This window comes from Schlesneria sphaerica (genome assembly GCF_044336245.1).
Lineage (GTDB): Bacteria > Planctomycetota > Planctomycetia > Planctomycetales > Planctomycetaceae > Schlesneria > Schlesneria sphaerica.
Genome location: NZ_CP172346.1, coordinates 2,614,599 through 2,627,659 on the forward strand (window position 1 = coordinate 2,614,599; position 13,061 = coordinate 2,627,659).

A 13,061-nucleotide genomic window follows, 5' to 3' on the forward strand; every position below is an offset into this window, starting at 1 on the left:
ATCCGGTTTCCACGCGGGTGTGTTTGCAAAAAGCGAGAGCCGGTCGAGATGACCGGCTCATGGCTCACGACTCCGCAAGAGACGCTTTCTTACATCGGTGCTTCAGGAAGTTCCGACAACCACTTGTTCCGGATCGGGATCAGGTGCTGAAGAACGTCGACCAGAACTTCGGGAGGCGACTGCATCGCGTCTACGCACTTAATCAGTTCTTTCGGGTAACAGTTGATGACGGGTTCCGACTCAGCTCGATAAACGTTGAACCGGGTCTTGATGATATCTTCATTCGCATCGTCAGCCCGGTTATCGCGGATCGCGCGACGCTTGATGCGGTCGATCATCTGCGATTCATCGACACAAATCAGATGGATAATGGCGAGAACATTGATGGTGTTCTTCAGCATTTCCACCTGATTGGGGTTTCGGGGAATCCCATCGAGGACCAGCAGTTCATCGGGCGGACGATAACGGGACACAGCAATGTGTCCGTTCAGAGCCTTGGTCCAGATACGGACCGTCAGTTCATCAGGAACCAGTTGTCCGCGAGAACTGAACTGATAGATCTCACGCCCTTCCGCCGAGTTAATGTTCAGCGAGCGAAAAACATCGCCACAAGAGAGGTGATAAAAGCCGGGGATCTGCCCCAGAATTGATCCTTGCGTTCCCTTTCCGACCCCCGGTGCTCCAAACAGGAGAACCGTCGGAAATCGTCCATCAAACATGTGTCACCCTTCGTCGGTTGATTCTCGGTCGGTCGATTCACGATTTGTAATGCGTCAGGCGTGACGATCAGCAATGACCAGAGTTCCGTCTCTTGCGGCGGGAAAATATCTGCCGAACATTCTGCAAATCCGCGGCGAATTATCATTCTCATCCGCATCACGTCATTCTCGATTTCCCTTCCCCCGGTTCCGGGGCTTTCATCTGGAAACGGAAAACGCTGCAGGCATCTTAATCTGGTGAGCCTTTTAGACTCAACAGTCTCAGAATCGTCTCCTGCCACCAGGGGACTTCACCCGTTTCCATTCCCCGCTCGGACGGTCTTCGGCTCACGTGGAGTCTCAAGCATATCTGAAATCCGCGGCTGCTGTGCCCCGGAAAACCTGACGGATTTGAGAGGTTATATTGCACCCGCGCAGCTCGCATCTGATAATGCCAAATGAACCACTGCTGCAGCCATTTCCGATTGTGCTTCCGCTGACGAATTTTTGGCTTCACGGCCCAGGAGCGCACACGATGCTGTTGCAACAGTCACACAACGAAGAAGGGAGCTTTGAGTGATGAAGCCCTGGCTGGTGATGCTTCTTAGCCTTGTTGCTCTGTACGAGCCGACCGTGGCCGACGCACAACAGTGTGACCATCGCTACAGCTTCCGTCGTCACTGGTCCCCGTGGGTGGTCGCACCGGCGATGGGCTACAGTGGATTCATGGGACCGGGGTACACACGGACCATCTCGTATCAGGTTGGCTACTATCCTTCCCCACGAATCAACCCGTTTACCCCCGACCTGACGATCCCGCAGCCCATGAGTGAACCGTCGTTCCTCGTTCCCAACGAGCAGCGTGAGACACCGTTCGAGCCGACCAAGGTTCCTGTGGTTCCCTCCAGTCCTGCGGCCCGGTTGCGGAGTCTTCAGCACCAGGCCCGGGGAGACCAGCGGCTGCGCGAACAACGATGGTCCGATGCGCGTGCGGCCTATCGGGCCGCGGTGGACGCAGCTCCTGACCGGGCCGAAGCTCACCTGCGACTCGGGCTGAGTCTCATCACGATTCAAAGTTTTCAGCCGGCGATCCGTGAACTGAAACGTGCCGTCTTCATTGACCCTACCATTCCGGCATCGGGGAACCAGTCCAAGATCCTGTTCGGCCCCGAAAGCGACGTCGTCCGCTCGTCCATCATCAGTAAAGTGATGGACTGGGTGCGGGAGGACTATCGAGAATCGGACCGATTGTTTGTGCTGGGCGTGCTGCTGCACTTTGAAGGGGACGCCCGAAGTCGCGAATTTCTTGAGGCCGCCGATCGAATGAAACGACAAGGGGACAACAGTCACATCCTGGCGTTTCTCGATCACGCGGCGAACGCCCCTGCTGCACCGCAGGACGAGCCCGTTGATCCCGCGATCCCGAAATTAAACGACGTCCCCCTGCCGATGCCATTTCCCGCACAGGGAGCAGAGGGATTCGCAGGGGATCGTGGCGAACAGAATGGCACGAAACGAGGGCAACTTGCCCCGCTACCGGGTGCTCCCGTGCCAATGCCCGATCTCTAGAAATCTGGAACCGTTTTGTCAGAATTCAGTGAAAGCGATACGGAAAACTGGCGTTCCCTGGCAGATTCGATTACCGTAGCCCGAATTCGATCGGGGAATCTGAACGTGGAACGGTTTTGCTAGATCAAAAATAAGACGGATTTCGCAAAACAGTTCCCGTTTGATAAGGTTACATATCGGCGCATCGCAATTCGGCGTTGCGCGAGTCATTCGACGAGTTGGGGTTGGTACGATGAATGGTGATGAGACGATGGTTGGGGACGCTCAAACTCCGGCTGCACAGACGACAAGTCATGACGGCCCGACCGCGACACCCACTTCGCAAACAGGGGCGGAACCACACGTCGGTTCGGTGGCTGGACAGCCGCTAACCCCGGACGCATTGTCGGCCGCTCATGCTGCGGTCGCCTCAGCGTCGGCGGATACACTCACAACGAAAGAGGCCACCGTGGCAGAGCCCGTCGCCGCAATGGACCCCGCCGTGGTAACACCGACCGAATCACAGGCTGTCAGCAGCGCAACCGACGCCCCCGTCGCCGCGATGTCCTCTGCAGATGCTCCCGCGAGCGAATCCACGCCAACATCCGAGACGGCTGCCGCAACCGGCGAAGAAGCTCGCAAGAAGCCCGTCCTGAACCCGGACGTCAGCGGCCAGTCGTCGCGCGCTGTGGGCAGCATTGGAGCGGAAGTCGAGTCCGAAGCAGCAACCCTCGCTGCCGCGGCCGCAGCTCAGGCCCAGACCAGTACAGCCAGTGGTCCCATCGGCCATATCGAACTGCCTCCAAAGCAAGTCGCACTGGATGACAGTCTCGAAAAAGAAATCGAAGCGGCGATGTCCGGCCAGATGACATCCCCCACCGCCCCGCCCGCCGGTGCCGTGACTCCGACCTCGTCGGCCATCGCAGAAGAACTTCCCGCCTCCGAAGATCAGTTAGAAGCGGGCACCAAACTGAAGGCCAAGGTTCAGAGCGTCACCGCTGACGACGTATTCTGCGAAGTCGGTTATCGCTCTCCCGGTCTGCTGCCCGCTCGGCAGTTCCCACAGGGAAAGCAGCCGCGCGTCGGCGAAGAGTTCCTCGTGATCGTGGAAAAGTACGATCCGGAAAACAGCGTCATTCTGGTGAACCTGCCCAAGGCGACCCGTAAGGCACGCGGCAACTGGGACGAACTCACCGTTGGCCAGGTGACGGAGTGTATCGTCAACAAGACAAACAAAGGCGGCCTCGAAGTCACCGTCGGTGGTTTGCGAGCCTTCCTTCCCGCCAGTCAGGTCGACCTTGGTTTCGTCTCTTCGATGGACGCTCTGGTCGGACAGAAGCTGACGGTACAGATTACCGAACTCAACCCAGCCAAGCGCAACCTCGTCGTCAGCCGTCGCTCTGTCATGATCGCAGAGCGGAAGGAACTGGCGGTCGCGTTCTGGGAAAAGGTCGAAGTTGGCCAGCAGTTCACCGGTACGGTCAAGACGATCAAGGACTACGGTGTCTTCATCGATCTGGGTGGTGCCGACGGATTCCTCCATATCGGTGAGATGAGCTGGACGCGAGTAAAGCATCCCTCTGAAGTTCTTCAGGAAGGCCAGAAGTGCGAAGTGGTCGTGCAGTCGCTTGACCGGGAGAAGCAGAAAATCGGCCTCGGAATGCGTCAACTGACACATAACCCCTGGGGCAGCGTTGAAACCAACTATGCCGTTGGTAAAGAAGTGACCGGGAAAGTCACACGAACCACTGACTTCGGTGCATTCGTTGAACTCGAACCGGGAGTCGAAGGCCTGATCCACATCAGCGAAATGGATCACCAGCGAATCCGCAAAGTGACTGATGTCGTCAACATCGGCCAGGAAGTTCAGGCACAAGTCCTGGAAGTCGCACCTGACCGCCAGCGAATCAGCCTGTCACTGAAGGCCCTCAAGCAGAAGCCGGAAAAGCCGAAAGACGAAGATCTGGCCCCCGGCAAAGGCGAGCCGTACGAACGCAAACGCAAAGAACCACTGCGTGGTGGCAAAGCGATGGGAAGCAGCGGGGGACTTTTTGGGAACCCTGGCGACTTCAACCGCTGATCCAATAAGCAGTCTGCGACTGCTTGCTCTATGACTTATTCCGAAGCCGTCAGGTGTGGCAAACTTCTGTTTGCTCCCTGAACGGCTTTTTTTAGACTCAGTTTTCGCTGCCAGACCAAGGCGATGCGCGAACCGAGTGCAATGGTCACCGTTTGTCGGATGGGACGTATGAGATTCACTTTTCCCCGACTGTTCAGTTCACTGGTTTGTGTGGCACTGGGTTGTGGAGGAGCGGTATCAACGACGTTCAGCACGTCCCTCGTCCATGCCGCAGATGATCTGGCGAAAGCGAAATCGGCTTCTCCCGGAAAAGCGGCGGTACGGGATGAACGGCCTGGAATCGACTGGCCCATTTTCCTCGGCCCTCACGGTACCGGAATTTCGGACGAAAAAGGCCTGCTCGACGAATGGCCCGAGGATGGTCCCGAAGTCTTGTGGGGCAAGCGAATCGGCAAAGGTTATAGCTCTCCCTCCATCCTCGACGGGCATGTCGTTGTCCATCACCGCCAGCGTGACCGGGACGTGATTGAATGCCTCACCGCACAGAACGGCGAACGGCTCTGGACGCATGAGTACGAAACGGACTTCTCGGACCCGTACGGATACAACAACGGCCCGCGATGTTCTCCCGTGCTGACCGCGAATCGCTGCTACACTTTCGGCGCGCAAGGTCGGCTGGTCTGCCTCGACCTGCAGTCAGGCAAGCTGATCTGGGAAGTCGAGACCACTAAGAAATGGAACGTCCCGGAACATTTCTTCGGTGCGGGCTGTACGCCCATTCTTGAAGGAAATCTGCTGATCGTCCTCGTCGGGGGACAACCCAATTCCGGCGTCGTCGCGTTCAATGCGGAGACTGGCGAGGTCATTTGGGAAAGCGTCGGCAAAGATACCTGGGACGGCGTCGCCACTGATCAGGCCGGTAAAAAATACCGGTGGACCGGCGACGAAATGGTCGTCAGCTATTCGTCACCCATTGTTGCCACCATCCACGGGACAAGGCACCTCTTGTGCCTGGTGCGGCACGGTCTGGTGTCGCTGGACCCGACCAATGGGAATGTTCGCTTCAAGTACTGGTTCCGGTCCCGGGTCCACGAGTCAGTGAATGCGGCTCGACCTGTCGTCGTTGCCGATACGATCTTCCTCTCGGCCGCCTATGAAACGGGGGCGGCGCTGCTGAAAGTCAAACCCGACGGACAAGACTACGAGGTCGTCTGGCGCAATAAGCGAGGCATGTCGACACACTGGTCGACCCCGATCTTCCAGGACGGCTGTATTTACGGATTCAGTGGTCGCCACGAAGGCGAAGCGATGCTGCAGTGTGTTGACCTGAAAAGTGGCGAACTGCTGTGGGAAACGAATGGTTTCGAAGGAGCCCCGACGGAACTTCGTGCGAGTCCCGATGGGGGAATCGTGGATCGCGAAGGCAAGCCAGTGACGTTCTTCGGCCGTGGCTCGAAGACCGCCGTGGATGGCAAGTTCATCATGCTGGGTGAACGCGGGATCCTCGTCCTGGGTAAACTGAGCCGAGACAAATACGAGCAGATTAGCCGGGCTGTTTACCCCCAGATCCGCTATCCAGCCTGGGCCGCTCCGGTTGTTTCACACGGACGACTCTACCTCCGGGGTGAGGACTACCTGATTTGCCTCGATATCGCCAAGGCCGAATCCTCCGCGAAATAGCCGTCACGAATCGCTGCGGTGCTTGACCAGCCGGCCGTGAATCACAAGTGCCAGCAGCAGGACAACACCCATCAGGAACGGTCGCAGGAGATCAAAATGGGTCACCCAGCTCGCCTTCAGCCATTCCTCTTTAAGCTGTGGTGAAAGTGCGGACTGCTTGATCAGTCGTTCCACGTTCGTAATGTTCAGTCCAACTTTGAGAACGGTAAAACTGAGCACACCAATCAGGGTTCGACCGATACTCCCTTCCCCCCCGAACAGGCTCGTGCCGCCGAGAACCACGCACGCGACGGCATCCAGCAGGAGATCGGCGTTCTGGTCCAGACTGACGCTGTTCATGCGGCCTGAGTTGACCATTCCTCCACACGCGGCGGTCGTCGCGCAAATTGCCAGGCAGGCGATGACGATCCGTTCGGTTCTGACTCCTGCCAGCCGGGCCGCCTGACGATTGCCACCCGTCATGTAGACGTACCGGCCGAAACGGGTGTGCTGCAGTACCAGGTGGGCCGCAATCATAACCGCGGCGGCCAAAGCGGCGCTCAGAGGAATACTGAGAGTCCCGTATCGCCCCAAGTGCAATTCGAGCAGCGGCGAGTTCCCCAACTCTCCCAGAACTGGCGGTACCGCGAATTTCTGACTGCGAGTCAGGAACCGGGCGAGCCCCAGCGCGATGTTCATCATTGCCAGTGTGATAATGAAACTGGGAAGTCCCGATGAGATTGTCAGCCAACCTGACAACAGTCCCATTAACACTGCCGCTAAAAGAGGAATCAGGATCACGAGCCCCGTTGCAAGGTACGAGACGTTCCCGGCCCCGTTCACTTCCTTTGGCCCTGCAGCCAATGACGATTCCCAAAGGACCCCGCACAGGCAAGCCGAGAGCAGCGCGACCATCCCTACTGAGAGGTCGATCTCGGCACACAGCAAGACAAAGGTCAGTCCTGTTGCGGCGATGGCCAGAACGGCTCCCTGCTTCAAGATAAGCGTCAACGTAGTGAGACTCAGGAAGTCACTGGCAATAACAGAGAAAACCAGGACGAGCGTGAAAAAACTGATCAGCGGCGCGAAGTCCGCAAGTTGAAATCGGGGAGCGAGCCCAGCTTCTTCGGGTTTCGACATAAAGCAGCTTCACGTTAGCAAAAGTGGATGAAAGCAATCGCAGCGAAATGATCTCAGGCCAGCGAGCCTGGATCCCCTCGAAGGCGAGGAAACATCAAGGTTTCGCATCACCGGAGACGTCCAATTGACATACAGAACAGGCACACCGACGTAGCGTCGAGCTCTATCGAGAATTCATTCGATGGAGTTCGACGTTATTATCGTGGCTTCCTCAGTGTGGTGAGATATTCGACGATGTCGACGAGTTCTTCCTGAGAAATGAGTTTAGCAAAGTCAGCAGGCATGAGCGAAACGGTCTGCTTGCTGCGTTCTTCAATCGCCTTGACAGGGAAGGTGCGAACGATGGCATCGCTCCCCTTCAGGATCACTTTCTCACCGTCTTCGCTGACGATGATCCCGGTCTGCGACGTCCCGTCTGCGAGCACAATCGTCCAGGATTCATAGTTATGGCTGATCCCCGCACTTGGAAAAATGATCGACTCGTACAGAGCCTGTCGACTCAGTTTAGATCCAATCTCTGACAAATTCGGACCAACCTCTTTCCCCTGCCCGTGGACGACGTGACAGGTATTGCACTTCGCCGTCGATGCGAACAGCTTCTGCCCGTTACCACTGTTTCCCTTCATCTGAGCCAGCTGTTCCAGGGGAGGAAGTGGCTTCGAATCTTTACCGGGAGGTAACGGAAACAGCCTTTCAGCCGACTTCCGCACGTCGTCAAATGTCGAACTATGCAGTGCAGCAGCCAATGCGGGAATCAGTGATTCATCACACGTGTTCGACTCGGCAAGTTTAATCAGTTCCGCTGCCCCCTGCCGTGATCGAGAAGCCCCCTTGATCGCTTCCCGTCGGAGATCCAAGGCAAAGCTTTGATCTGCAACCAGGGGCAACAAAATTTCTGCGACCTGTGCACTTCCGCAGTGGCTGAGCGCGGTGGCAACCGCGACAGCTGACGTTCCTTCAGTGGATCTGAGAGCTGCGTTCAGCAGATCCTTCTGATTCTTGTCTACCAGCACCCGAACGGCGTCGACACCCGTTTGCTCGTCGGGCATCGATTGGGTCAGGGCGAGCAGGTCAGGAAATCGATTTGTGACGTTGAACTTTCCCACAAGCTGGACGAATGAGGGTTGCCCCTTCATTCCATCCAGGACTCGATTCATCGCCGCCAGTTCAGGTGAATTGGGAGCGAGATCGAATCGCTGAAGTCGACTGATGGCTTCTGCATTCACGTACTGGGTTTTTGCGGGACTGCCAAACTGACCAAACGCCAATTTGATGAGCGCGGCTTCTCTGGCCGGTCCTGTGAGGAAGTCGAATGCTCTCAGATAGCGGGGAGCGTCCGCTTCCGTCACGTAGTCGGACGCGAGGATCTGATAAAGATCTTCGGGGGTCGCGGTTCCGCGGGATCTCCAGAGGATGTCTCTGGCGACGGGACTTGCCACGATTTTCTCGGAAGACGGGTTACCTGCGGCTTTGGCGGCGGCAGCAAGGCAGTTGTCCCAGTCCTGATCAGCACCGATACCCAACGCTTCCAGATACCATCGATCAGTTCCATCATGCTGGACAGCAAGCTTTCCCCACAACTCCGCCTTCACAGAGGACTTCAAAAGCCGAAGCGCCAAGGCACATTCTCGTCGGACCTGATGCGACGAATCGCTCACCAGCGTCGACAGAATCTTGACTAATCCCTGTGTATGCTTGTCGCTGTCGATTGTCGGCAATTTCTGACGTGCCAGTCGCAGACCGGCGATTCGGAGATCCGGGTTTGGATCGCTGATTGCGGTCGAAATCGCTTTTTCTCGCGCGGCGGGAATTTGCGAAAGAATCGCCAGCACGCGGGCTCGGTACCGAGGGTCAGAATCTCGCTCGAAGCGATTGAAGAGGATGCCAACAGTCTTCCCCGCATCCCGAGTCGCAAACGACAGCAGGGTCGTCCGCGCGAGATAACGCGCCGCAAGGTTGGGGCTCTTCAGTCCATCAGCCGCCCCATTAGGGGTCGAAACATCCAACTTGGGAATCTGGTATGAAGTCTTGGGTGGAGCCACCCGGAAGAGACGCCCCTTTTCGGCGTCTCCCATACGATGGCCCCCGACACCCGGATCGTACCAGTCGGCCACGATCAGTGAACCATCCGGTGCCACGCAAACATCAGAGGGGCGAAACCAGTTATCTCGGGCACCGTGCAGAATACTGACCATCTCGCCGGAATATCCCGCACCAGAATTCTTCACAGGGTAAGCCCGGACGACATTCGGCCCCGCATCGCAATGGATGATCTGGTTCTGATACAGCTTCGGAAGCAAGGTTCCTTCGTAGACACAGATCCCGGTGGGAGACCCGCCGCCCGTCTGCACAAGGTTGGGAACCACTCCGGGATCATTCAAATGCCAGTGGCGACGTGGAATTTCGGCTTCGATGTTCGTACGGGGAGTTTGCCATCCCGCACCGGTCATCTCGTCGGTATAGCCGAAATTGCCTCCTTCCATCACATAGTTAATCCGCACCCCCTGATTCCCGTCGTCGTCATTGTCTGACTGCCAGACGGTACCGAAGCTGTCGACGGTCACCTCGTAATTATTCCGGAAGTTGTGACCGAGGACTTCGAACTCAGACCCATCCAGATTGCAGCGGAACGCCATCCCCTGGCGATACGGCATTCCGCGTTCATTGACTTCCCGGCCCATCACGTCGATGACGGGCTTGCCATCCTTGTCGAAGACATGGCGTCCGGTGTTTCCCATATTCCAGTACAGCTTGCCGTCAGGCCCCATCACGAAGGTGTGTGTGGAATGATCATGCTGCGGGTCGCCGACTTTGCTGAACAGCAGCTCTTTTCTGTCCGCTCTCAAATCTCCATCGTCATCCGTAAAGATCCAGACGTGCGGCGCACACGAGATGATGACTTTGGTTCCTTCGCCCGTGGCTGTGGGGAGAACACAAATTCCCATGGCGGAATCCACTTCGCGTCCCTGGTAGAAAACGTGCTGCTTATCAGCCACACCATCGCTGTTCGAGTCTTCGAGAATGAGGATCCGGTCCCCTTCGGCCCGCTCGCCGAGGCGACCACGATAATTGACGACCTCGCAGACCCAAACGCGACCGAGATGGTCAATGTCGATGTTGGCTGGACTCAGTAACCCCGAAGCTTCCGAAGCAAAGAGTGTGGCTTCCAGACCCTCTGCGACATCCAGCCCCGAAACCGCGTCCTGTGGGTCGCGGCTTCCGCCGGGAGTCCCCCCAGAGGGCTGAAGGTATTTCGCCCCAGGTTTTGTTGTGAAGACGAGGAATTGAACCGAACTGGACGCTCCCTGGTCCGATCCTCCGTTGTCGATTCCCGCTCGCGCCTTGAACCGTTTAACTCCGGGGGGCAGGTCGAAGGCCACAACGGAATTCGCGTGCACGCCAATCCCGTATTCCACGGCCTTGCCGTTTATACGAAGAGGACCGCCATCGGCGTTTTGATTGATTCGTACCTGGCCCCAGTCGGCTGAAGCCGATTTCCATTTCAGCTCAGTGAGCCGCTTATCACCGGAGTCCAGGATCAGCCGGGGCTCGGCCCAATCAGCCCAGTCGGCAGTGAATGTATCCCCCCCATCGCGGACCACAAGGAAGAGCTCTTTCGCCCCTGCGACATCCACATCGACCTCAACGGCGTGCCCCGGAGTCAGCGTGTTGATCACCTTGGATTGCCAGACCGGGTCCTGGGCCATGGCACACGAACAGATGGCAACATGCAAGGCAAAAAAGTTCAGAGCACGTGAGAGCATGAACGCATCGCTCCAATGGGCAAGAGGAACTGCATCTAACCGTGTGAGGGGCGGATGATCAGGGACCGCCAGTGGAAGAATCCGAGACGAAGTGGAAGAGCCATTGATCTGACCGGCTCGAAGCCTCAACTTCACCCAGCGGACGAGAGCCGCATTTGTTGCAGACCGACAAGGCAGATAGCGAATTGCAGACGATACAGGGCGACACTCTGGGCGTCACCCCGTGCATTTTCAAACGTCGAACGTGAGGAGCGATCCGGTCACTCCCTTGTTATGGCGAAGTGACCGTGCCCCGGTAGACCAGTCCTGCTTACTTCTTGTTCCACTGATCCAGCATCGCCTGAATCATCGCTTTGTTGAAATCAGCGGGAATCGCTTCGTCGTGATTCTGCAGCAGATCGTCGACGGTAACATTCCCTGCGGGGGTCCCGTCAGCCGGAACATCCGCTCCCGACGTCCAGACGATGGCATTGAGAATCAGCTTGCGGAACTGGTTGTTGCCCCAGTTCCAGTGAACATGTCCGCCGCTCGTTCCGAAACCGCGACCACCGTCAGGACGTACGCGAGCCCATGCCGTGTGCTGTGGTTCTTTCCGCTCAAGGACCGCCTTACGAACTTCGGGATTGCCGCTGTGAGGACCGTCGGGACGGCTGAGTGATTCTTTCGGCGGCAGGTCGGTCAGGATCGCTGTGACGCCATCCATCTTTTCTCGAAATCGCATGTGATAGTACCACTCGTCATTGGTCGAGAACGGCTTGACCCCGCGCGTTGTCGGATGTTCGGGCAGCTTCTTGTAGTCGGCAACCCAGTGGGGATTGACGGACCAGTGTGGTTCGAAGAATCCACCGATCCAGTCCAGGAATGCATCTCCCGGCTTACCGGCAACAGTTTCGACTCCGTAGTGAATACAGACGATGCCAGCCCCTTTTTTCGCCAATCCATCGAGTTCTTCCAGATGAGCATTGAAGGGATGCCCTGCTCCACCGTCTGAATAGATCACGATCGTATTCGCGGCGGCCAGCTTCTCTGGGGAAGGCCATCCCTGCTTCTGGATGGAATGGACTTCGGCTGTCACGGGCAGGCCACTCTCGTTGATCAAGCGAGCCAGCAGAGAACAGCCCGACAGATGATCATGAGCACCAAATCCATGGCTGGGATTACCTGCGATCAGAAGAGCTTTCTTCTTACCCGAATCGCTGGTCTTCCCTTCCGCGGAAATCTTTTTGAGCTTGATATTGCGGAACTGAACTTTCATCGCGGGACCGACGTGTAGCTGGAAAGCAAGCAGACCTTTGGCACGTCGTTGTTCTTTGTCTTCGTCGGTGACGACTGAGGTCAGTACGCCATTGATCCGGTGTTCGAAGACGTATCCCTTCGCAGAGATATGGTACTCGTTCCAGTCTTCCTTCTTGATTTTCGCCTGGATCTCATTGGTATCAGCGAACTTTTCGACCACCTTGGGTTTGTGGTCGTCGCCAATCACGGTTTTCTCTCCACGCAGGGCCAGGATGCCGCGGAAGTTTTCACCGTAGTTGATTCCGGAATAGTTGTCCCCCGCTTCGGCATCGGCCTGGTAACCGCCGATTCCCCACTTCCGATCAGGAAGTTCAAAACTTCGGTACTGAATCCCCGAGTTACCGTTGATGATCTTGTATTCCAGCTTCAGCTCAAAATCAGCAGTCTCTCCACCACGCCAGATGAGGAAGGTGTTCGCCTTGATCGGTTTGTCTTCAGTGGTCTTGCCGGTAATCGCCCCGTCTTCAACGCTCCACAGTTCGGGATCGCCGTCCCATTTTTCCAGCGTCTTGCCGTCGAAGATGGAAACCCAGCCATCCTCTGCACGTACCGTTGAGGACATTACCAGAGCGGTCATGACCATCGAACACAGTATCCATCCCATCCGAATGCGCATGAGCATCTCCTGTTGATTCATCGTGAATGTGTTTTGCCGGGGATATCGACCCGCCGATCGGGAAAGAGATTGACGAATCGGTATTTGAGCATATTCGGAACTCGATCCGCAACTGGTGCCGAGTTGCGAAGGGACGCACCTGCGCGATGAAGTGAGCAAGTGGATCGAGCGCGGATGCGGCCTGGAAAAATGTCGGAACCGTCTTCCTGCGGCACGCAGACATTCGATCGCGAAGTTTGCGGTTCCCAAAACACAACGCC

General features: G+C 56.9%; 7 protein-coding genes. 3 read left to right on the forward strand and 4 right to left on the reverse strand.

Translation table 11 applies throughout. From position 1 onward, the window contains the following. Positions 1-89: 89 nt before the first annotated feature. Positions 90-719, reverse strand: coding sequence for an adenylate kinase family protein (locus tag ACGY09_RS09630; RefSeq protein ID WP_373650475.1), 630 nt, complete (start codon positions 717-719; stop codon positions 90-92). 558 nt (positions 720-1,277) lie between these two features. Between ACGY09_RS09630 and ACGY09_RS09635 the strand changes: the two genes are divergently transcribed. The 3 genes from ACGY09_RS09635 to ACGY09_RS09645 all read left to right on the forward strand — a co-directional run bounded on the left by ACGY09_RS09635 (position 1,278) and on the right by ACGY09_RS09645 (position 6,006). Next, positions 1,278-2,267, forward strand: coding sequence for a tetratricopeptide repeat protein (locus ACGY09_RS09635; RefSeq protein ID WP_397571866.1), 990 nt, complete (start codon positions 1,278-1,280; stop codon positions 2,265-2,267). A gap of 232 nt (positions 2,268-2,499) precedes the next feature. Beyond that, on the forward strand, positions 2,500-4,326 hold the full coding sequence (locus ACGY09_RS09640; protein ID WP_397571369.1) for a S1 RNA-binding domain-containing protein: 1,827 nt from the start codon (positions 2,500-2,502) through the stop codon (positions 4,324-4,326). A 168-nt stretch (positions 4,327-4,494) separates the two neighbouring features. Beyond that, a complete protein-coding gene (locus ACGY09_RS09645; protein ID WP_397571370.1) occupies positions 4,495-6,006 on the forward strand; it encodes a PQQ-binding-like beta-propeller repeat protein in 1,512 nt (503 codons plus the stop codon). Between the two features lie 3 nt (positions 6,007-6,009). On the opposite strand, the gene ACGY09_RS09650 is transcribed toward ACGY09_RS09645, so the two are convergent. The 3 genes from ACGY09_RS09650 to ACGY09_RS09660 all read right to left on the reverse strand — a co-directional run bounded on the left by ACGY09_RS09650 (position 6,010) and on the right by ACGY09_RS09660 (position 12,801). Beyond that, positions 6,010-7,125 (reverse strand): ABC transporter permease, encoded by a 1,116-nt coding sequence (locus tag ACGY09_RS09650; RefSeq protein WP_373650472.1) that lies wholly within the window; start codon positions 7,123-7,125, stop codon positions 6,010-6,012. Positions 7,126-7,322: 197 nt separating this feature from the next. Next, positions 7,323-10,889: a PVC-type heme-binding CxxCH protein gene (locus ACGY09_RS09655; RefSeq protein ID WP_397571371.1), complete on the reverse strand. Its 3,567-nt coding sequence runs from the start codon at positions 10,887-10,889 to the stop codon at positions 7,323-7,325. 310 nt (positions 10,890-11,199) lie between these two features. Next, entirely contained in the window at positions 11,200-12,801 is a 1,602-nt protein-coding gene (locus ACGY09_RS09660) for a family 16 glycoside hydrolase (protein ID WP_373650470.1), read from the reverse strand. Between the last annotated feature and the right edge of the window lie 260 nt (positions 12,802-13,061).